The 21013-nt window shown below is 56.3% G+C and carries 25 protein-coding genes; 6 read left to right on the top strand and 19 right to left on the bottom strand.

What is annotated here, in order from left to right:
• Positions 1-167 precede the first annotated feature (167 nt).
• From ABJF76_RS01250 to ABJF76_RS01230, 5 genes are all read right to left on the bottom strand, one after another.
• Complete coding sequence (locus ABJF76_RS01250; RefSeq protein WP_413819347.1) at positions 168-1190, bottom strand: phosphotransferase; 1023 nt, start codon at positions 1188-1190, stop codon at positions 168-170.
• Positions 1183-2184 (bottom strand): NAD(P)H-dependent flavin oxidoreductase, encoded by a 1002-nt coding sequence (locus ABJF76_RS01245; RefSeq protein ID WP_413819348.1) that lies wholly within the window; start codon positions 2182-2184, stop codon positions 1183-1185. Before ABJF76_RS01245 ends, ABJF76_RS01250 begins: the two co-directional genes overlap by 8 nt.
• Before the next feature lie 67 nt (positions 2185-2251).
• On the bottom strand, positions 2252-3448 hold the full coding sequence (locus tag ABJF76_RS01240; protein WP_413819349.1) for an acetyl-CoA C-acyltransferase: 1197 nt from the start codon (positions 3446-3448) through the stop codon (positions 2252-2254).
• Positions 3449-3538: 90 nt separating this feature from the next.
• Positions 3539-4426, bottom strand: a complete 888-nt coding sequence (locus tag ABJF76_RS01235) for an SDR family NAD(P)-dependent oxidoreductase (protein WP_413819350.1) — start codon at positions 4424-4426, stop codon at positions 3539-3541.
• A 4-nt stretch (positions 4427-4430) separates the two neighbouring features.
• Complete coding sequence (locus ABJF76_RS01230) at positions 4431-5255, bottom strand: SDR family NAD(P)-dependent oxidoreductase (RefSeq protein ID WP_413819351.1); 825 nt, start codon at positions 5253-5255, stop codon at positions 4431-4433.
• Between the two features lie 136 nt (positions 5256-5391).
• Between ABJF76_RS01230 and ABJF76_RS01225 the strand changes: the two genes are divergently transcribed.
• Positions 5392-6387 carry an NADPH:quinone oxidoreductase family protein gene (locus ABJF76_RS01225; protein ID WP_413822484.1) on the top strand — a complete coding sequence of 332 codons (996 nt, stop codon included), beginning with the start codon at positions 5392-5394 and terminating at the stop codon, positions 6385-6387.
• Here the strand turns inward: ABJF76_RS01225 and ABJF76_RS01220 are convergent.
• Positions 6384-7058, bottom strand: coding sequence for a histidine phosphatase family protein (locus tag ABJF76_RS01220; protein ID WP_413819374.1), 675 nt, complete (start codon positions 7056-7058; stop codon positions 6384-6386). The genes ABJF76_RS01225 and ABJF76_RS01220 overlap by 4 nt on opposite strands.
• Positions 7059-7152: 94 nt before the next feature.
• Here ABJF76_RS01220 and ABJF76_RS01215 point away from each other — a divergent pair, with 94 nt between their 5' ends.
• The 3 genes from ABJF76_RS01215 to ABJF76_RS01205 all read left to right on the top strand — a co-directional run bounded on the left by ABJF76_RS01215 (position 7153) and on the right by ABJF76_RS01205 (position 8878).
• Positions 7153-7620 carry a MaoC family dehydratase gene (locus ABJF76_RS01215; protein ID WP_413819353.1) on the top strand — a complete coding sequence of 156 codons (468 nt, stop codon included), beginning with the start codon at positions 7153-7155 and terminating at the stop codon, positions 7618-7620.
• 68 nt (positions 7621-7688) lie between these two features.
• Positions 7689-8132 (top strand): type II 3-dehydroquinate dehydratase, encoded by a 444-nt coding sequence (gene aroQ, locus ABJF76_RS01210; protein WP_413819354.1) that lies wholly within the window; start codon positions 7689-7691, stop codon positions 8130-8132.
• Between the two features lie 17 nt (positions 8133-8149).
• Positions 8150-8878, top strand: a complete 729-nt coding sequence (locus ABJF76_RS01205) for a LuxR family transcriptional regulator (RefSeq protein WP_413819375.1) — start codon at positions 8150-8152, stop codon at positions 8876-8878.
• Positions 8879-9595: 717 nt separating this feature from the next.
• On the opposite strand, the gene tsf is transcribed toward ABJF76_RS01205, so the two are convergent.
• Both tsf and rpsB read right to left on the bottom strand, forming a co-directional pair.
• Positions 9596-10471 carry a translation elongation factor Ts gene (tsf, locus tag ABJF76_RS01200; RefSeq protein WP_413819355.1) on the bottom strand — a complete coding sequence of 292 codons (876 nt, stop codon included), beginning with the start codon at positions 10469-10471 and terminating at the stop codon, positions 9596-9598.
• Positions 10472-10548: 77 nt separating this feature from the next.
• The gene (gene rpsB / locus ABJF76_RS01195) at positions 10549-11334 is read right to left on the bottom strand and encodes a 30S ribosomal protein S2 (RefSeq protein WP_413819356.1); all 786 of its coding nucleotides are present in this window, start codon (positions 11332-11334) and stop codon (positions 10549-10551) included.
• Between the two features lie 312 nt (positions 11335-11646).
• Here rpsB and ABJF76_RS01190 point away from each other — a divergent pair, with 312 nt between their 5' ends.
• On the top strand, positions 11647-12294 hold the full coding sequence (locus tag ABJF76_RS01190; protein ID WP_413819357.1) for a glutathione S-transferase family protein: 648 nt from the start codon (positions 11647-11649) through the stop codon (positions 12292-12294).
• A gap of 154 nt (positions 12295-12448) precedes the next feature.
• On the opposite strand, the gene ABJF76_RS01185 is transcribed toward ABJF76_RS01190, so the two are convergent.
• From ABJF76_RS01185 to ABJF76_RS01175, 3 genes are all read right to left on the bottom strand, one after another.
• Complete coding sequence (locus tag ABJF76_RS01185) at positions 12449-13270, bottom strand: lysophospholipid acyltransferase family protein (protein WP_413819358.1); 822 nt, start codon at positions 13268-13270, stop codon at positions 12449-12451.
• The gene (locus tag ABJF76_RS01180; protein ID WP_413819359.1) at positions 13267-14049 is read right to left on the bottom strand and encodes a GNAT family N-acetyltransferase; all 783 of its coding nucleotides are present in this window, start codon (positions 14047-14049) and stop codon (positions 13267-13269) included. The genes ABJF76_RS01185 and ABJF76_RS01180 overlap by 4 nt, the downstream gene beginning before the upstream one ends.
• Before the next feature lie 75 nt (positions 14050-14124).
• Entirely contained in the window at positions 14125-14307 is a 183-nt protein-coding gene (locus tag ABJF76_RS01175) for a DUF3553 domain-containing protein (RefSeq protein WP_413819360.1), read from the bottom strand.
• A gap of 38 nt (positions 14308-14345) precedes the next feature.
• On the opposite strand from ABJF76_RS01175, the gene ABJF76_RS01170 reads away from it, so the two are divergent.
• A complete protein-coding gene (locus tag ABJF76_RS01170) occupies positions 14346-14939 on the top strand; it encodes a histidine phosphotransferase family protein (protein WP_413819361.1) in 594 nt (197 codons plus the stop codon).
• Positions 14940-14944: 5 nt separating this feature from the next.
• On the opposite strand, the gene ABJF76_RS01165 is transcribed toward ABJF76_RS01170, so the two are convergent.
• The 8 genes from ABJF76_RS01165 to ABJF76_RS01130 form a co-directional block, all read right to left on the bottom strand.
• Positions 14945-16210, bottom strand: coding sequence for a glutamate-5-semialdehyde dehydrogenase (locus ABJF76_RS01165; RefSeq protein ID WP_413819362.1), 1266 nt, complete (start codon positions 16208-16210; stop codon positions 14945-14947).
• Positions 16211-16284: 74 nt separating this feature from the next.
• Positions 16285-17391 (bottom strand): glutamate 5-kinase, encoded by a 1107-nt coding sequence (proB, locus tag ABJF76_RS01160; RefSeq protein ID WP_413819363.1) that lies wholly within the window; start codon positions 17389-17391, stop codon positions 16285-16287.
• Complete coding sequence (obgE, locus tag ABJF76_RS01155; RefSeq protein ID WP_413819364.1) at positions 17379-18413, bottom strand: GTPase ObgE; 1035 nt, start codon at positions 18411-18413, stop codon at positions 17379-17381. The genes proB and obgE overlap by 13 nt, the downstream gene beginning before the upstream one ends.
• A 151-nt stretch (positions 18414-18564) precedes the next feature.
• Positions 18565-19101, bottom strand: coding sequence for a GNAT family N-acetyltransferase (locus ABJF76_RS01150; protein ID WP_413819365.1), 537 nt, complete (start codon positions 19099-19101; stop codon positions 18565-18567).
• 2 nt (positions 19102-19103) lie between these two features.
• A complete protein-coding gene (locus ABJF76_RS01145; protein ID WP_413819366.1) occupies positions 19104-19706 on the bottom strand; it encodes a LysE family translocator in 603 nt (200 codons plus the stop codon).
• On the bottom strand, positions 19703-20254 hold the full coding sequence (locus tag ABJF76_RS01140) for a GNAT family N-acetyltransferase (RefSeq protein ID WP_413819367.1): 552 nt from the start codon (positions 20252-20254) through the stop codon (positions 19703-19705). The genes ABJF76_RS01145 and ABJF76_RS01140 overlap by 4 nt, the downstream gene beginning before the upstream one ends.
• An 84-nt stretch (positions 20255-20338) precedes the next feature.
• Complete coding sequence (rpmA, locus tag ABJF76_RS01135; RefSeq protein ID WP_413819368.1) at positions 20339-20608, bottom strand: 50S ribosomal protein L27; 270 nt, start codon at positions 20606-20608, stop codon at positions 20339-20341.
• Between the two features lie 12 nt (positions 20609-20620).
• Positions 20621-21013 (bottom strand): helix-hairpin-helix domain-containing protein (locus tag ABJF76_RS01130; protein ID WP_413822483.1); only part of this gene is annotated, 393 nt, incomplete at its 5' end.

The raw sequence follows: 21013 nt of genomic DNA, 5'->3' as shown, positions 1-21013 counted from the left end.
AGGAGTAGCCCCGCCTGATAATTTAAACAGTCTTGATGTACCCGTCGGCAGCCATCACGTCCGTCAACGGGTTCAACGACTTTGGGCGATTGATCTTGTTGTCACAGACGATAATTTCAAACAGGCCACTGATCACTTCAAGTTAAGCCTTTAACTACATGATAAAATTACCTAAGTGCCTCAAGCCCATTTTGCGCAAAGAGCGGTACATAAACGCCAAGTTGCATTGCACGTTCGGGGTTAGATGCGTTTCCATCCAATGCCCGGCGCAATACGCCTTGGATAATCGCAGCCATCCGAAAGAAGCAAAAAGCAAGATAGTAACCAAAGTTATCGATGCCTGGCAGGTCACGTCGTGCGCAATACGCTTCGATAAAAGCCTGATCCGAGGGCAACCCAAGGCTTGCGCGCTCGACACCCGCCAGCCCGCGCCCCTCAGAACCCGCCGGCAATTGCCATTGCATGATCACGCTAGCCAGATCTGCAAAAGGGTGGCCGATGGTGCTAAGTTCCCAATCCAAAACCGCAAGACAACGTGTGCCCGCGCTTTCAAAGATCATATTGTCGATCCGGTAATCGCCATGGACCAGCGTGCGTTGTCCATCGTCGGGCGGCATCTCGTCGACAAGCCGTTGCATGAGCAAATTCATGTCTGGCAGATCTTTGGTTTCTGAGGCGCGGTATTGCTTGGACCAACGCGCAACCTGACGCTCAAGGTAATGTCCGGGTGGACCATAGTCGTTTAGGCCTGCGGCATCGATATCGACGTCGTGCAAGGCGGCTAGAACACGGTTCATATCATCAATCACGGCAGAGCGTTCTTGTGTGGTTAACCCATCCAATGTCGGTTCATTGAAATTGCGCCCGACCACGTGATCCATCACATAAAAGTCGGACCCGATAACCGCCGCATCCTCGCACAGCACATGCATCCGAGCGACCGGCACATCACTATCAAACAATGCGCGCTGCACCCGAAATTCACGATCAACAGCATGAGCGGACTTCAGCAATTGCCCCGGCGGCTTGCGGCGCAAAACATAATTGCCAGCACCGGTTTTCAAAAGGAACGTCGGGTTCGATTGCCCCCCTTCAAACTTGACAGCTTCGATGGGCACATCAAAACCGGGCAAGTGATCCCGTAAATAATCCGCGACTGCTTTGGTATCCAGGCGTTGTGTGTCAGCCATGCTGCCCTCCAAGCTCTGCCGCGATGCGCGCGCTGGCGGCTGCATATTCTTTGGCCATACGCGCGACAATATCACCAGCCGGTTGCACAGATTTGACCGCACCAATACCCTGCCCCGAACCCCAGATCGTTTTCCACGCCTTTGGTTTGGATGACCCGGATGCAAAGTTCATTGTTGTGGCATCGGCTTGCGGTAAATTATCCGCATCCATGCCTGCCGCCTCGACCGAGCCGCGCAAATAATTGCCCCAGACCCCAGTAAAAAGCGAGGAATAGACGATGTCTTCGGCGCCTGACTGTACAATCATCTGCTTGTACGCGCCGTCGGCATTGGCCTCGGTGCTTGCAATGAAGGGCGAACCGACATAGCCAAAGTCGGCCCCAAGCGCGCGGGCTGCCAGCAAAGCCTCGCCCGTGGCAATCGACCCCGATAGGGCCAAGGGGCCGTCAAACCATTCGCGGATTTCTTGGATCAGGGCAAATGGCGATTGCTGGCCCGCATGACCGCCAGCCCCTGCCGCGACAGCCACCAACCCGTCGGCCCCCTTTTCAACAGCTTTGCGCGCAAACGTATTGTTGATGACATCGTGCAAAACGACGCCACCGCAGGAATGCGCCGCCTCGTTCACGTCGACCCGCGCGCCAAGGGACGTGATCCAGATTGGCACCTTGTGATGCGCGCAAATCTCAAGATCACGATCCAGTCGCGTGTTCGAACGATGGACGATCTGATTGATCGCAAAGGGTGCCGCAGGCCTATCGGGATTGGCCTGATTGTGGCGATCTAATTCTTCGGAAATTTGGATCAACCAAGCGTCCAACAACGGCGGTTCACCCTTTTCCTCGCGGGCGTTAAGCGCAGGAAATGACCCAACAATACCTGCTTTGCATTGGGCTATAACCAGTTCCGGCACCGAGATGATGAACAAAGGGGCCGCGATCATCGGAATGCGCAATTTTTGCAACGCAGGCGGAAGCAGGTTTTCGGCTGACATAATGGCGATTGCCCCTTTTCATTGTTCTAAAAATACTCGCCGCCAAAGGTCGCGGCACAAGCCGCCCCTAAAGAACCTCAAACAACCCAGCGGCCCCCATGCCGCCGCCGACACACATGGTGCACACAACATAACGCGCGCCGCGACGTTTGCCCTCAATCAGCGCATGGCCTGCCATTCGTGCACCAGACATTCCGTATGGGTGACCAATAGAAATCGCGCCCCCATTTACGTTCAGCAATTCATCGGGAATGCCAAGCGTGTCGCGGCAATACAGCACCTGCACGGCAAAGGCTTCGTTCAGCTCCCATAGGCCGATATCGTCCATTCGTAGCCCGTGGGCCTCCAGCAAGCGTGGCACTGCAAAAACGGGTCCAATCCCCATCTCGTCCGGGTTACACCCCGCGGCCCAAACGCCCATGCATCGCCCTAGCGGCGCAAGGCCCTTTTTCTCGGCCAAGGATGCCTCCATCACTACAGATGCTGCGGCACCGTCGCTAAGCTGTGACGCATTTCCTGCTGTAATAAAGCCGCCTTGTGCAATGTGTATGCCGTTGGCGAACACAGGTTTCAGACTGCAGACATTGTCATAGGTCGTCCCGGGCCGGTTGCCTTCGTCTTTGCCTAGGGTGACTTCGACGTCGGAGATTTCTTTGGTTTCGCGATCTTGGACTTTCATAACCGTGCTTACGGGCACGATTTCATCGTCAAACTTACCGGCCGCTTGCGCTGCCGCCGTGCGCTCTTGGGATTGGACGGCGTAGCGATCTTGCGCCTCTCGGCTGATCCCGTAGCGTTCGGCCACGGTTTCGGCGGTTTCAAGCATCGACATGTAAATTTCGGGCATGTTGGATTTTAACCAAGGATCTGAATGGACCCGCATATCCTGCGTTTGCACCATCGAGACGGATTCGACACCGCCGCCCACCACCACATCCACGCCGTCGTGAATCACCTGTTTGCTTGCCGCCGCAATCGCCATCATGCCGCTGGCGCATTGGCGATCGAGGCTCATCCCGGCCACACTGACAGGCAATCCGGCCCGCATTGCGGCTTGTCGCGCGATATTGCCTGCTTGGTGGCCTTGCTGCAATGCGGCGCCCATCACAACGTCCTGTACTTCGGCCCCTTCAATCCCAGCACGTTTGACCGCATGGGCGATCGCATGCCCGGCCAGTGTTTGCGGCGGTGTGGAGTTGAATGCGCCACGGTAGGCTTTTCCGATAGGCGTGCGGGCGGTTGAGACGATGACGGCGTCGCGCATGATCAAGTGTCCTTTTTGAGTGGAGAACGCAGGACTGGGGCCAGCCCCAGACCCCGGAGTTTATCTGGCAAGATGAAGCGGGATTGCGTCTTACCAGTCAAGGGCGATCCCTTTGGCTTTTGCGGCACGTAGGGCGTATTTGCGGGTTTGAGCAAAGGCGTTTTCAATGTTCTCTACATCGGTCGCATCGGTAATTTGATCCCATTGTGCGGCGACAGCTTCGGGGGTGATATCACCCTCTATCAACGCCCCTTGGGTTTCACGGATTTGCGTGACTGCAAAAGTGCCTGCCCCGGCGGACAAAATTGTACGGCTGGGCGCGTCCTTGCCGAGAAGAAAAAGCACACCCGGCGTGATCGTTTCTGGCTGTAAAAGATCAAGAGCCGCTTCGGGCAGCAACCCTTTGGTCATGGCTGTGGCAGCCGTCGGAGCCAAAGTGTTCACGCGGATGTCGTAACGTGCACCTTCGATGTGCAGCACGTTCATCAGCCCAACCATTGCCGCCTTGGCCGCCCCGTAATTGGCTTGCCCGAAATTGCCGTAAAGCCCGGACCCAGAGGCCGTCAGCACAATCCGCCCAAAACCTTGCGCCCGCATAATGGACCAGACCGCGTGGCAGCAATTGGCTGATCCGATCAAATGCACGTCGATGACTTTGCGGAAATCGGCCATGTCCATTTTGGCGAATGTTTTGTCGCGCAGGATGCCTGCGTTGTTGACCAGCGCGTCGATGCGGCCCCAACGATCTATCGTGTGCGCGACCATGTCTGATACCATCGCTTCGTCCGAGACATCGGCGTGATGCGCTATGGCTTGCCCGCCTGCGGATTCGATTTCGCGGGCCACGGCGTCCGCACCCTGCCCCATATCGTTCACCACAACGCGTGCGCCTCGTGCGGCAAGACCCAGCGCATGACTGCGTCCAAGGCCGGCACCTGCACCCGTCACAATGGCGACTTGCCCTGTGAAATCGATCATCGCCTTACCCCTCAAGGGCCGCGCGGAACAAGTTCGGCCCGCTCATCACCTGAATACCGCCCGAAACTGGAAGCACCGCACCCGTCAGATATGCGCCCCCCATGCCACACAGGAACTGCATGCAGCCGGCGATGTCTTCGTCGCGCCCCACACGGCCTAACGGCACATCTTGCCCCACTTTGTCGCGCATCCCCTCATCCGCTGTGGCAAAGGCGGTCATTTTGCTGACAAATGGCCCCGGTGCGAGCGCGTTAACCGTAATATGATGCGCGGCCAGCTCCTTGGCCATGATCTTGGTCATATGCAGCACAGCCGCCTTTGAGGCTGCATAGGAATAAGCCCCGTCGCCGAGTGCGACCTCTCCCATCACCGAACCGACATTGACGACACGCGCCGGATCATCGGGCGTGCCCGTCTTGATCAGGATTGGCAGCAGCGACTGTGTGAGATGGAACAATCCGGCCACATTCACATTCATCACTTTTTCCCAAGCCATGTGCGGGAATTGACCCAAAGGCGCACCCCATGTGACGCCGGAATTGTTCATCAGGATATTCAGCGTTTCAGTGCGGGCGTTCACCTCGGCCACCAAACCCGCGATCCCGTCTTCGGAGCCGACATCGCCTGCAAACCCTTCGACGCTGCCGGGGCTATCCATGGCATTCAATTCTTCCGCCACAGCTTTGCACGCGTCGCCTTTGCGGCTTGCAATCAGCACATGGGCACCGGCCATCATCAGTCCTGTCGCCGCCATGCGCCCAATGCCGGTTGCGCCGCCGGTGACCAGCGCCACCTTGCCTTTTAATGAAAACAATGTGTTGGGGTCCATAGCTCATCCTCCCTAATACTGCACTGTCGCAACGTCGCCGCACGCCGCGCTTTACAGCCGCGCCGCTGAGGCCCACGTTGCCCTTAAAGGCAGGTGTAGTGCACCCGTGCCGTCACGTCACCAAAAGGATCACACCATGCACGCGATACTTAGTTCAACCGTCGGCGGTCCTGAAACGCTGGAATGGCGCGAAACGCCGGATCTGACCCCAAACAAAGGCGAAGTGCGAATTGCCGTCAAAGCGGCTGGCGTGAACTTTCCTGATACGTTGATCATACGCGATCTGTATCAGATGAAACCGCCCCGCCCATTTGCACCGGGGGGTGAAGTTCCTGGTGTGGTTGACGCGCTTGGCGAAGGCGTGACGGGGTTAAACATCGGCGACAAAGTGATCGCGATGACGGGGTTTGGCGGCTTTGCAACGCAGGTGTGTGCCCCTGCCATGGCCTGTTTGAAAATGCCCGACGCGATGCCCTTTGACGAAGCAGCGTGCTTTGTTTTCACTTATGGCACGTCTCATTACGCGTTGAAAAATCGAGGAGAATTAAAATCCGGGGAGACCCTTTTAATTCTTGGCGCGGCTGGCGGTGTCGGTGCGGCGGCCATCGAGTTGGGCAAGGCAGCCGGTGCGCGGGTGATTGCGGCTGTCAGTTCACAAGACAAGGCTGATTTTTGCACATCCCTTGGGGCTGACGCCACGATCATCTATCCGCGCGTCATGGACCGCGCCGCCCAAAAGGCGCTTGCAGGACGCATCAAAGATATCGCGGGACCAGATGGCGTTCATGTCGCCTATGACGCCGTGGGCGGGGACTATGCCGAACCGGTGATCCGTTCGATGGCATGGGGCGGGCGCTTTTTGGTGGTTGGTTTCCCAGCTGGAATTCCGGCGATCCCGCTGAATTTGGCGTTACTGAAGTCTTGCCAAATCGTAGGCGTATTTTGGGGCGCATCCATCTATCGCGATCCTGAAAATCACATGACAAACATGGCTGAATTATTTGATCTGTATGAGAAAAATCAAATACGCCCGCAGGTTTCGTCACGATTTGAGATGCAAGATGCCGCGCAGGCTTTGACGTTGATCTCTGATCGCAAGGTTTTGGGTAAAATCGTGCTGACAGCGCCTTAAAGGTGGTCCATGTGCTGCGTTTCGTTAAAGCCGCGCACGGACATCTGATTGTCCTTGATCACCAGACGGCTAATGGACCCGTTGGCCGCGCCCAAAAAGGCAAACGGCGCGCATCCAGTTGCGAGCGCCATTGCCGCCGCGATCACGCCGCCATGTACAAAAACGGCGACCTTTTGATCCGCATGAGCCGTGGCGATGTTCAACAATCCGCGCCGCACACGGTCAAAAAACGCGTCGCGCGTTTCGGCACCGGGAATGGCAGACCAGTCTTGCTCAGCAAGCACTTGCTGATAAACAGGATCACCTTCTGCGGCCTTGATGCGATATAGCCCGCCATCCCAATCCCCTAAGTGCACCTCGTGTAGATCCGGATTTTCACGCGGCACCAATCCAAGGTGCGCGGCCAAAGGTGCTGCGGTTTGATGGGTACGGATCAGTTTCGTTACGTAAAGCGCGTCAAACTGTTCGTTTTTCAAACGTGCGCCAACGGCAATCGCCTGTGCCTCGCCCGCAGGATGCAGCGCGGGGTCTCCATGCCCGTCCTTCATCGCAAAGTTGATGCCGACCTGCGCTGGAGCGCTTTCGCCGTGGCGGATCAAATACAAATCAGCAGCGCCGGGGGCTGGTGCAAAACGGGGTTGGCGGTATTCTTGTTCCATCATCACTAGCATAGTCACGGAGGCCCCTTTTGACCAACCCCAAGCCCATCAGTGCCCTCCTGCCTTGCAACGTAACCCGAATCGCATGCCGCATCGCGACCTTAAAATGAGCATGTCCGAGGCCCTTGCCACCCTAACAGCCCAGATTGGGCAGGAAATTGGTGTCTCGGATTGGATCACCGTAGATCAGGCAATGATCGATCAGTTTGCGGCGACCACGCACGACGATCAGTGGATCCACGTGGACCCAGACCGGGCAGCGCATGACACTCCTTACGGCGGCACAATTGCGCATGGTTTTTTAACGCTCAGCCTTGCCAGTCGCTTTGCATATGACTGTTTTCCAGTTCTTTGTGGGCAATCCATGTCAATCAACTATGGATTTGACCGGTTGCGCTTTGTTTCACCAGTCTGTGCTGGTCAACGTGTTCGCGGGCGATTCACCTTGTTGAACGCGGCGCGCCGCAAGCCGCAAGAACTGCTTCGGACTTGCGAGTTGTGCATCGAAATCGACGGCCAAACCGCGCCTGCTCTTGTGGCAGAATGGCTTGGCCTGATCCTATTTGACACGTGATGTACAACCCGCACTAGACACCCCCCCTTATAAGTCGCTAACACCTGCGCAACTCAAAGGTATTTTTCATGTCATCCGTCCTAGTTTTAAACGGGCCAAACCTGAACTTGCTTGGCACTCGCCAACCAGAGATCTACGGCCATACGACTCTTGCTGACGTAGAAGCAATGTGCGTGGCGCACGGCGAAGCCCGCGGTACCCTTGTGACATGCCGTCAGTCCAACCACGAAGGTGCGTTGGTGGACGCGATCCACGCCGCCAAAGGCACCTTTGCCGGTATCGTGTTGAATGCGGGCGCTTACACCCACACATCCATTGCGTTGCACGATGCGATTCTGAGCACTGAAATGCCGGTGGTCGAATTGCATTTGTCCAACATCCATGCGCGCGAAACGTTCCGTCACAAAAGCATGATTGCGCCCGTGGCGGTCGGTATGATTTGCGGCTTTGGCGCGATCGGGTATACTTTGGCTCTGGATGCGTTGATTGCGCACGTCGGGGAGGCAAAGTGAAAAGCTTACTACATCGCATGTCGAACTGCCAAACCATCGAAGAGCTGTGGGAAACCCACACCGAAAAGATGGCGGAATACGGGTTTGACCGGCTGATTTATGGCTTTACACGCTACCGTTCGGGCACCTCACTGGGTGACCCAGAAGATTTCATCATCCTGACCAATCACGACCGGGCTTATTCCGACGTTTTTATGGGCGAGCAACACTATGTGCACGCCCCTATGGTCAACTGGGCTTTGCAAAACGAAGGCGCGTGCAGCTGGGGCATCCTGAAACGTATGCACAACAGTAAAACGCTTTCGGTTGCCGAACAGCGCGTGCTGGAATTTAACGCGTCTATGGGCGTGACCGCAGGCTACACAATCAGCTTCAAGTCGGTCTCTGCCCGCTCCAAAGGGGCCATTGCTCTGACAGCGCGCCGCGGAATGTCCCAAAACGACATTGATGCCATCTGGGAAGAACACGGGCGCGACATCCATCTAATGAACAACGTCGCCCACTTGAAGATTTTGACGTTACCTTATACCGCGCCCAACCGTTCTTTAACAAAACGTCAACGCGAAGCGCTGGAATGGGTCGGCGACGGTAAGACAATGCAGGACATCGCGATCATTATGGGGCTGACGTCGGCCACCGTGGAAAAGCACCTGCGCCTTGCGCGCGAAGCATTGGCAGTTGAGACCACCGCCCAAGCAGTCCTCAAGGCGGCCTTCGCCAATCAGATGTTCATTCTAGAAGCATAAGATTCGCCGTCTGCTTCGCCTTGGCGTCTCAAACGGGCATTTTCAGTGACTTAAACGTACTTTTGGGACATTAAATGTCCCTTTCCGTCACGTCATGTGTAATTTTTGACCGTCGGGTAAGGAATTCCTCACTTTCAAAATCACTAGAAATTAGGCCATTGTGACCATGTTCCGTGAGTGGTGGCTTTAGCCAGGGAGCACCGGGGGGGATCCTTTGTGATTTCAAAGTTACTTCCCTCCGACCGGTCTAACCGGAGCCGGTTCACCTGCGTATTGATCCGCAGGTGGGCCGGGTTTTAACGTCCGAGGTCTCCTCCCCGTGACCAGGACGTGAGCAGGTCGGGCGAGATCACCGTCCCAAAACAGATCTCGCCCATCTGCGTGTCTTGAGAGTGCCGGTTGTGGCGTTCTTATCCCTGAGCAGTCGTTTTTTGCGTCGGCACGCCTGTGTGCAGCGATGCCGTTCAATTCAGCCGAAATTAGACCGCTCAACCCTACTAAGGACGCTAAACGCCTCGCGTTCGTTAAGGTCATGATGTCGTTTGCAGCCCAACAAACTGGCGGCACCAAAAGCGAGGCGGGCATCTGCTGCAATAAAAAACGACACGCCCTAGCAGGCGTGCCGTTTGTGTCTCAATCCAGGCGGTTAGGCGACGCCAAATCCTTTAAAAGGATTTGATCCAAACTCTGTGACAGAGTTTGCGCCTGCAGCAGGCCTTAGCTTTGGCCGACTTTAGCGACTTCTGCAGCAAAGTCTTCTTTCTCGACTTCGATGCCTTCGCCAACTTCCAAACGTGCGAAACCGGTAATTGTAGCACCAACTTCGGTCGCAGCGGCTGCAACTGTCAGATCAGGATTCACAACAAAAGACTGGTTCAGCAATGTCACTTCGGACATGTACTTTTTCATCCGGCCTACGATCATTTTTTCGATGACCGCTTCGGGCTTGCCACTTTCGCGTGCAATGTCCATCTGAACTTGCTTTTCTTTCTCGACGACGGATGCGTCAAGATCGGCTTCGGACAGGGACGCAGGGTTCACAGCCGCGATATGCATCGCCACCTGTTTGCCAAACGCTTCATCACCACCGGTCATTGCCACAAGAACACCGATCTTGCCCATGCCAGGCGCGGCTGCGTTGTGCACATAGGACACAACAACATCGCCGGTCAGCTTGGCCATACGGCGCACGCTCATGTTTTCGCCCACAGTGGCGATTTTGTCGGTGACGACCTCGGCCACAGTTTTGCCGCCCATGTCGGCCGCTTTCAGCGCCTCAACATCGTCAGCACCCAGTGCGACAGATGCGATGCCAGAAACCATCTCTTGGAACTCAGCGTTCTTACCGACAAAGTCGGTTTCGGAGTTCACTTCGACCGCAACACCCGTTCCACCGTTTACAACGACAGCAACAAGGCCCTCGGCTGCGGTACGACCAGACTTCTTAGCGGCTTTGGCAAGACCCTTGGTGCGCAGCCAATCAACCGCTGCTTCCATGTCGCCATCATTTTCGGTCAACGCCTTCTTGGCGTCCATCATGCCTGCGCCCGTGCTGTCGCGCAGTTCTTTGACCATTGCTGCTGTGATTGCCATCTTTGGCTCTCCTCATGATACAAATGGGTTACGGCGGTGAGAAACACCGCCGTCTTTAAAACGTGTCGGGCCTAGCCTTAGCTTTCGGCAGGTGCTTCGGCGGCAGGCGCTTCGGCCACGGCCTCTTCGACAGGGGTCTTTTCCATGGCGCCCAGATCGACGCCAGCAGCGCCCAATTGCACGTTCATGCCGTCCAAAGCCGCACGGGCTGCCAGATCGCAATAAAGCGTGATCGCACGTGCCGCATCGTCGTTGCCAGGAATGATGTAATCCACACCATCGGGCGAGCAGTTGGTGTCAACCACGGCCACAACTGGAATGCCCAGTTTGTTGGCTTCGGCCACGGCCAACGCTTCTTTTTTCACGTCGATGACGAACAGTAGGTCAGGACGACCGCCCATTTCGCGGATACCGCCAAGCGAAGCTTGCAGTTTGCCTTGGTCACGTTCCATGCCCAGACGTTCTTTTTTCGTCAGACCTTCAAAACCGATCGCGGCTTGCTCGTCGATGGACTTCAGGCGCTGGATCGACTTGGACACGGTCTGCCAGTTCGTCAGCGTACCACCAAGCCAGCGGTGGTTCATGTAATACTGTGCGCATTTTTCAGCAGCTTCAGCGATAGGCTGTGCCGCTTGACGCTTGGTGCCAACAAACAGCACACGGCCGTTTTTTGCGACGGTGTCGCGAATAGCTTGCAGGGCTTGGTCCAACATTGGAACAGTCTGCGTCAGATCCATGATGTGGATACCGTTACGGCCACCATAGATGAAGGGACCCATACGGGGGTTCCAGCGCTGTGTTTGGTGACCAAAGTGTACGCCTGCTTCAAGCAGTTGGCGCATGGTGAACTCGGGAAGAGCCATGTTCGTTTCCTTTTCCGGTTTTCGCCTCGTTCGGGGGTGCAGCGCGAATGCGCCAACCGGTGGACATTTGAGGATGTCTCCCCCATCTGCCCGCCCCGAACTGCGGATTAATGAGGGGGCCATAGGGGAATGCATGGACGATAGCAAGAGGGGTTGAGCGACAAATCATGACCTTATGCATATTGAAGCATCGCGCGGCTTTGAAATACCGACTTTGTGGGCAAAACCAGCCATGGCAGTCGGTATATAGACAAAGAGGTTGACGCCACCCCATGTGGCTGGCCTTTTCGTCAAAACTCCAAGAGGTCCGCGATGCTTACAATCTATTCCGTTCCCGTCGCTGCGTACTGCGCTAAAATACGGATCATGCTGGACCACAAATCCATCCCATTTGAACAACTTCCGCCACCCGGCGGATACGGATCAGATGAATACCGCGCGATCGTACCGTCGGGAAACCTGCCCGCAATGATCCATGACGGGTTCATGTTGTCCGATTCCGAAGCGATTGCCGAATACTTGGAAGACGCCTTTCCAAGCATACCAATGATGCCCGATACGCCAAAACTGCGCGCCAAAGCGCGTGAGTTCAGCCGGTCCCACGACACGCGCTTGGAACCGGCGGTGCGTGCGATGTACCCTTACGTGGATTACAAAACCCGCGATCTAGGCGCAGTGCGCAACGGCGGGGCGTTGATTTCGAAACAGCTGTCATCGCTTGGATTGCTTTTGTCGCAAAACCCGCTGGACACTGGCACGCTGTGGTCATGCGATTGCGGGTTTGCCGTGACATTTGCTTGGATCAAGGCGTTCGAGGGTGCAATTGATCTGCCAGTCACATGGCCAGACATCGTGGTTGAATACGATAAGCGGATTCAGTCTTTTCGTGTCGTTTGCGAAGAACTGGCAGCTTACCAGCTTGCAATGGACGCCTATCTTGAGAAAGCAAAGCCGCGTTAACCACGGACTTTTTCATCGGCTCTCTGTCAAATAAAAGAACTTTTTGGAATTTAGGCCTTAGATCTGGATCGACTTAACCTACACATCGCAGACAGCCGAAAACATCAAAGCACTGATCCGCAAGGGCGCGCGTCTACCGCTTTGAACCCATTAACTAAACCACCGCGTGCCCACTGCGCACGGCGCTCTCTGATGCGGCGGCCAGCGCTTTGCGATCCGTCATATCCGCCACCTTCAGCGGCGTGTGGTACGTCACAACAACACGCCCCTGTCGTGCCAGCGCAAGGGTCGCGATCATATGTGAGCCAAAGTCCATATCACCCCACCAACCATAGGTGCGCGGGTCTGTGCCCTTGGGGGCGTGATACGTCACCGACGCAGGCTGCACAGACAACACATCGCGCAACTGAGGCGCCAGAAACGCGTGAAACAGCGTCGATTTAAACGGCAACACCCGCTGCCCATCCGTGCTGGTCCCTTCAGGAAAGAACAGCAGGCGATGCCCGGCCAAAAGGCGGGTTTCAAACACCTGCGTCTGCGCCTTGGCCTCGCGTCGTTTGCGCGCGATAAACACCGTACCTGTGATACGGGCCAGAAAGCCGATACCGGGCCAGCCTGCCACCTCGGCTTTGGATACAAAAAACACCTGATCCGATGCGTTAAGCACAAAGATATCCAGCCAACTTGAGTGGTTGGCCACCACCGCCCCCTGCCCTTGCATGGGTGCGCCGCGCCGCTCGAACCGCAGCCCCATACAGATCAGCGACAGCCGGCAAACGACGCGCGTGATGTGCGGGCTCCAGGGGCGCGCCATTCCGTGCACATGTGCCTCGATCAATCGCAGTGGCAGCAGTAACCCCAGCCCAAAGGTAATGGTCAAAATGATCGCGAGCCCACGCAGCAGCACCCTGATCCAACCCAAAAGACCGATTTTCACGTCTTGGGGCGGCTCGTTACTGTCCCAAGTGATGCTCATGTCGTGGCCCCATAGATACGTTTTTGCCGCTCAGACATCGCGCTAGTGTCCATAATCAAGCACACATCGGTGGTATTAAAGGCGTGATCCAAAAAGGCCCCCGCACCGACCACGCCGCCAAGCCGCAAATACGCCTTGATCAGGGCTGGCATCTGTTTCATTGCACCGCGTCGGTCAATCTGACTTTCGGGCATCAGCTCCATAATCGTCGCGCCCGGGCGTTTCGCGTGCACGCGCAGCGCTTCGGGTGCAAGATGGCGATGATGCAGCAGTGACAAAGGCGCCGCCAATTCCACCACATCAGTGCCGTGAAAGGACGCGACCCCAAACATAATATCAATGTCGTGGCGCGCCACATAGGCCGCCACCCCGTTCCAAAGGTGAAACATCGCAGCGCCCCCGCGATAGTCGACGTGTACACAAGACCGCCCCAATTCAAGCAGCCGCTTGCCCGACACATGAAGCGGCGAAATGTCATATTCACCTTCGGAATAATACCCGCCTGCATCTTGTGCCTGCGCCGCACGCAACATGCGGTAGACGCCCACAACTTTGGACTCGGCGGCATCGTCAAACAAGATCAAATGGTCAAAGAACGGGTCAAACCGGTCTTTCTCCAGACCCGCCGCATGATCGACAAGCGCGCCGCCTCCGCCCAATTCCGTAACAAATACGTCGTAACGCAACGCCTGCGCGGCACGCAGGTCATCTTCGCTTTGGGCCAAAGCCACGCGAAATTCAGGCTCGTGGGTCAATGTCATCCGGGGCGGTTTAGTCATCCTGACCCATAAAGGCAAAGGGAGACGCCGAATGCACCTATAAGTTGCGATTCATTAACTTTTCAGAAAGGATGTTCAGGCATCAAACACAGGTTCCAACGCGATCCGCGTGCCATCAATCACCACTTTGCCCTCGTTTGGGAAATTTACGGTGATGCGACCCGCGATGTTACTTTGGACCTGTCCGACACCCCACTCAGCATATGCTGGATGGCGTACAAACATGCCGGGAGCAAGAATGGCGTTCAGATTTTCCATGACCTGCCTTTTCATTGGCTTAGCTTGCGAGGGCCACAATGGGCCAAAGTAACGTAAATCTTGGCGCGCTGATTGGCAGCCGCATTTGTCATGACTTGATATCGCCGATTGGAGCCATCAACAACGGCCTTGAATTGCTGGGCATGTCAAACGAACGTGAAGGGCCCGAACTTGATCTCATTTCCGAAAGCGTTGGCAATGCGAGTGCGCGAATTCGGTTCTTCCGTATCGCTTATGGTGCGGCAAGTGATCAGCCGATGGGGCGCGCCGAAGTGGTGTCGATCATTAAGGACGTCACAAAAGGTGGCCGCCTGACCGTCGCTTATGGGCCGATGAGCGAACAGCCCCGACGGGCCGTGCGCATGGCGTTTTTGGCTATTCAGTGCCTTGAAACAAGCATGCCCTACGGTGGCCGTATCGAAGTCGATTGCACCGACGGCGTATGGAAAATCACAGGGCACGCACCAAAAACGAATGTCGACGACGCACTGTGGGCTTGGCTTCGAAACGAAGACACCAAAGAGCTGGCCGCCGCACATGTTCAATATGCGCTGCTTCCGGCCGTTGCACGAGATGCCGAACGGCAAGTCCACACATCAATTGACGATCAAACGTTACAGATCAGTTTTTAATCCAATCACCCGCGGACTGTGCCGTCACCGCGCACAAGGTATTTAAAGCTGGTCAGCTGCGCTGCCCCCACCGGACCGCGTGCGTGCATTTTCCCAGTGGCGATACCGATTTCTGCGCCCATGCCGAATTCACCACCATCGGCAAACTGCGTCGATGCGTTATGCATCAAAATCGCACTGTCGAGTTCATTTAAAAAACGTCCGGCAGCGGCGGCATCTTCGGTTAGGATGCAATCTGTGTGGTTGGATCCGAATTTGCGGATATGGTCCATGGCCTCATCCAGATTTGACACGACACGCGCGGCAATATCCATATCAAGGTATTCGCGCCCCCAGTCATCTTCGGTCGCGGGTTGCGCGCCATCGACGATTTGCAAGGCATTGTCCGCGTGTACGTCTACGCCTGCATCAATCAGTGCGCGCAAAACATCTTGGCCGAGCGTATCCGCCACATCCGCATGGATCAGCAAACATTCCGCCGCCCCGCAAATGCCAGTGCGCCGTGTTTTTGCGTTCAATACGACTTTCAGCACCTTTTCAGGGTCTGCATCCTTATCGATATAGATGTGCACGATACCTTCGAGGTGAGCAAAGACCGGCACGCGTGCTTCGCGTTGAACAAGGCCAACCAACCCTTTGCCACCACGCGGCACGATCACGTCAATGGTGTTGGTCATCGTCAACATTTCGCTGACCGCGGCCCGATCGCGCGTCGGCACAAGTTGGATCGCGTCGCCCGGAAGGTTGGCTTCCTCAAGCCCTTGTTGCAGACAGGCATGTATGGCGCTTGAGGAATGAAAGCTTTCAGATCCGCCGCGCAAAACCACCGCATTCCCGGCCTTCAGACACAGCGCGCCCGCATCAGCCGTCACATTGGGGCGGCTTTCATAAATCACGCCAATAACGCCCAACGGTGTGCGCACGCGCTGGATATTAAGGCCCGTCGGTTGCGTCCATTCGGTCAGAACTTCGCCCACGGGATCAGCCTGTTCTGCAACGGCGCGCAGCCCATCAACGATGCTGCGAATGCGGTCTTCGTCCAATCGCAGGCGGTCCATCATGGCATCAGACAGACCTTTGTTGCGCCCAAATTCCATGTCTTTGGCGTTGGCCTCGATGATGGTCTGTCGGTCTTTCCAGACATGTTCAGCCGCCGCAATCAGCGCGGCGTGTTTACGTTCGGCACTGGCAAATGCAAGCGTCGCGGCAGCCGCTTTGGCGCGTGCACCGATATCAGCCATAAGAGCGGGAATGTCAGCGAAGTCTTTCATCTTTAAGCGTCCTATGCATGCTGCCTGTGGCATAAGCTGTGCCGTCGGCGGTGGTCTGAGTGGTCAAAAAGGCGTTAAAGCGCCATGTCGTCGCGGTGTATAAGGGCCGCGCGCCCCGGGTATCCGAGCAAGCTTTCGATCTCGTGGCTTTGGTGACCTTTGATGATCTGTGCATCTTGTGCCGTATAGCGACTAAGCCCCAAGCCAAGTTGGCGCCCATCGGGATCGTGGATCGCGACGGGGTCGCCGCGATTGAAATCGCCGTTTATTGCATAAACTCCGGCAGGTAATAGACTGTTTCCACTCGATAAAGCTTGTACAGCACCCGCATCAAGCGTCACAATACCGCGCGGTTTCATCGCGCCGATCCAGCGTTTTCGTGCATCCTGTGGGTCAAGTGTGGCGGTGAACCATGTCGCTTTGCCGCCTTGCTCAAGGGCTGAAAGTGGGCGCATCGCGGCTCCGTGGCAAATCGCCATAGCACAACCGGCCGCTGTCGCAGTCTTGGCGGCCATCACCTTGGTTTTCATGCCCCCTTTGGACAGACCAGAACCCGCATCGCCGGCCTGCGCCTCGATCTCGGGGGTGATGGTATCAATCACGTCATAACGCCGCGCAGTGGGGTCATCGGCAGGATTGGCAGTATAGAAGCCGTCGACATCCGACAGCAGCACCAATTGATCCGCCCCAATCGTCGCGGCGATCTGCGCGGCAAGTCGATCGTTGTCGCCAAAGCGGATTTCATCGGTGGCGACGGTATCGTTTTCGTTAACAATAGGCAGCGCATTCAGCGTTAACAACTGCTCAAGCGTGGCCCGCGAATTCAGGTATCGGCGGCGGTCTCGGGTGTCTTCCAGCGTCATAAGAACTTGGGCTGTTGTTATGCCGTGGGGCGTCATCGCTTCTTCGTAGGCGCGCGCCAGTCGGATTTGCCCGACAGCCGCCGCGGCCTGAGACTGCACCAACGCAAGATCCGTCGCAGGTAAATCCAACACACCACGCCCCAACGCGATGGAGCCGGAAGACACCAGCACCACCTGTACGCCCGCGTCTTTCAGCCAAGCAACGTCATGCGCCAAGCCATGCAACCAGTCGCTGCGCAATGCACCGGTCGTCCGATCAACCAAAAGGGCCGACCCGATCTTGATCACAAGGCGCGTGGCGGTTGTTAGGGACGCCATGGTTCTTCCTCGGTCGCGGGGCGTTGGCGGATGCGGTCGTCATCGATTTGAGTGCGCATATTCCGCAGCACTTCTGTGACGCCTTCGCGGGCGACACTGGACATCGACATCACAGGACCACCAGATGCTTTTTCTAATTCATCTAAGGCAGTTGCACGCTCTTCTTCATCTAGCGCGTCGATTTTATTCAGCACAGTGATACGCGGTTTTTCGGCTAAATCACCACCATAGGCTTCGAGTTCGGTGATGATCGTTTGGTAGTCTTCGGCCACCGTATCAGACGTGCCGTCGATCAAGTGCAACAATACAGCGCAGCGTTCGACATGGCCCAAGAACAAATCACCAAGGCCACGCCCTTCGGACGCGCCGGCGATCAGACCCGGAATATCTGCCACTACAAATTCTACGTTGTCCACGCCGACGACGCCCAAATTTGGGTGCAACGTGGTAAACGGGTAATCCGCAACCTTGGGGCGCGCATTAGAGGTTGTCGCCAGAAATGTCGATTTGCCCGCATTAGGCAGACCAAGCAAGCCGACATCGGCGATCAGTTTTAGGCGCAGCCAAAGTGTCCGTTCGACGCCGTCTTGTCCCGGATTGGATCGGCGTGGCGCTTGGTTGGTGGCAGATTTGAAATGCAGGTTGCCCCAGCCACCATTGCCGCCCTTGGCAAGTTGGACGCGTTGACCAAGTGTCGTCATATCCGCAATGACGGTTTCTTGATCTTCATCAAGGACTTCGGTGCCCACAGGCACGCGCAGGACAATGTCGTCGCCATCCTTGCCTGTACGTTGTTTGCCCATGCCACCCTGCCCGTTCTTGGCAAAGAAGTGCTGCTGATAGCGAAAGTCGATCAAGGTATTAAGCCCATCGACCGCTTCGGCCCAAACGGTGCCGCCTGTGCCGCCATCGCCGCCGTCAGGACCACCATATTCAATATACTTTTCGCGCCGGAACGAAATGCATCCGCTGCCGCCGCTGCCCGAACGGATATAGACTTTGGTGAGATCGAGAAACTTCATAGGGTCGTCCTATTGTATTTTGCGGCCCCTGTGAACGGGCGGCGGAAGGGGGCGGTCATGGCCAATTTCTCTTGGACTAGTGGCAGTGCAACGACCATCCTTCGCCCCATGGTTTCTTTTGGGGGTTACAGAACAGCCGATCGAGAGCAAGTTAGAATTTGTGGCTGTAGGTCCATGTCGGTTCAGTTTTATCACGTGCCACGCAGAAACCTTCGGCGTCGCCGAGGTATTTGAAACCACAATGAGTCAACACACGCGCAGAGGCCGGGTTGTCCTGAAAAACAGATGCAAACATCGTCGCGTTCTTCATTGGGTTCGAATGAACAAGCGCCTGCACAGCATCCGAGGCCAGCCCAGTGTTCCAAAACGGGGGCGCCACCCAATACGCGATTTCGGATTGATTGCGATCCATCCGTTCCAAAGAAATCAATCCCATGACTTCGGCGCCACCAGATTTCAGCCCATCCATCGCCCAAACATCCGCATCGCGGTTGTCTTCCATCGCGCGTGTCACATAGGCCTCTGACATGCCGGGCGGAACAGGATGCGGAATCGACGTCGTCATGCGGGCGACGCGAACATCGGACCAGTAAAGTTCAATCAATCCCTTGTCGGACTTACGCAAGGGGCGCAGTACAAAACGCTCTGTCTCGATCATGGGTTGGGTCACTATTTTCTCCATTTCCATCGTTATGTTCCTCCTCCGAACAAAACAAACAGGACCGACGCGACCGTTAAAGCCGCGAGGGTATACATCAAATAGGGTTCACTTGGGGTACCTGCGAGGGTGCGTGCGATTTGATCACCTGCAAGTGTCCAAACCGTATGCAGTACGATTTGCGTGGCGAGCAAGATCGCCGCAATGGTTGCCGTCGCGACAAAGGGGTCGCCGCCGGGCGTAACGAAGCCGGTAAAACCTGCCACAATCATCGCCCATGCCTTGGGGTTAAGCGGGTGCACAATCAGCCCTGCCGCAAAGCCCGGCGCGCTTGAGGCTGGATCACCTTGCCCCAGCCGCAAGTTAGCAACTTTCCAAGCAAGCCAGATAACATAGGCCGCCGACACCCACTTGAGCGCCTGAAACACCCAAGGGGCACTGTCGGCAAGCTGCAACAGACCAAAGCCAACCGGCCAGATAACCAGCTGCTTGCCAAGCGAAACACCTGCGACAAAGGGCAATGCCGCGCGAACCCCATAGCGCGCACCGGTGGCAAGCAGTGCCATGTTGGCGGGCCCCGGTGTGCCGACTTGGCTGGCTGCAAAAATGGCAAAGGAGGCGACGGCGATGCTCATTTTGCGCGCCTTAGATCACGATCCAGCAAGCCTAGAATAAGATCATCAAACCACTCGCGCGCGATCAAAGCGGACTCACGTTCCCGCCCTTCGACCACAAAACCCACCTTTTGATAGGCCGCAATGGCGCGTTCATTAAAGTCCAGCACGCGACAGCCAAGGCGATGTAACCCCATGGTGTCAAAGGCATGTGCCGCCAGAACTTGCATGGCCTCTGTGCCAAACCCCTGCCCCAAAGCGCCTGCGTCCAGAATGCCGATCGCGATTTGGGCGCGTTTGTCGGAATAATTGATGCTGTGCAGGCGCAAACCACCAATCAACGCACCGTTTGCCTCGATGATCCACGCGTGTGCATCATCGATGTGCGATTGCACCCAAGCTTCGGCAGCTTCTGATGTGATGTCGCGCACCGCTTTTGGGTCCGCGCCGAACATGGCGTGGATTTCAGGCGTGTTGCCAAGGGCAAAGCGGGCCTGCACGTCCAAAGGTGTTGCGTCGCGCAAGGTAATGCGCGCGCTATGCAATGTGGGTTTGGTCTGGTCGGCCATTTCGCGGCCTCGCTGTTAGAAATGAAAAAGGGGACCGGCGTTTCCGCCGATCCCCGAATTTTGTCAAAACTCGTTTGGTTCGGCTTACTCCGCAGCCTCCGCGACCGGGAGAACGGAAATAAACGTACGGTTTTTGAGACCTTTATGGAAGGTCACATTGCCGTCGACAGTTGCAAAGATAGTGTGATCTTTGCCCATGCCTACGCCTGCGGCTGGCCAAAATTTGGTACCGCGCTGACGCACGATGATGTTTCCGGGAATGACGTTCTCGCCGCCATATTTCTTTACGCCAAGACGACGCCCAGCGGAGTCGCGACCGTTACGGGATGAACCGCCTGCTTTTTTATGTGCCATTGGTGTCTCTCCTTAGCCTTTTGCCAGCTCTGCGGCTTGTTTCAGCCAGTCGTCGCGGTCGATGCGACCTTTGAACGACAGTTTTTCGTCCATCTCTGCGATGTCTTCAGGTGTCCACGCTGCGATTTGTGCAAATGTGGTCACGTCAAGCGCGTGCAGTTTTTTGACGATGACGGGGCCCACGCCGCTGATCTTTGTCAGATCATCGCCATCGGTTGCGGCGGCCTTTTTAGGCGCTGCTTTCTTGGCTGCGGGTTTCTTTGCGGGCGCTTCAGCTTTTTCAGCCTTTGGGGCTGCTTCGGCTTTGGCTGCTTTGGCTTTCTTCGCAGGCTTCACAACTTCGGCCGCGGCGACAGCAAACCCTGCACCGTTTTCAGCTGCCATGATGCCCGACGCCGATGCGCC

The sequence above is a fragment of the Tateyamaria sp. genome, assembly GCF_039940735.1.
Lineage (GTDB): Bacteria > Pseudomonadota > Alphaproteobacteria > Rhodobacterales > Rhodobacteraceae > Tateyamaria.
Note: the sequence above shows the minus strand (reverse complement) of the source record. Positions and strands in the feature narration are given on the sequence as shown.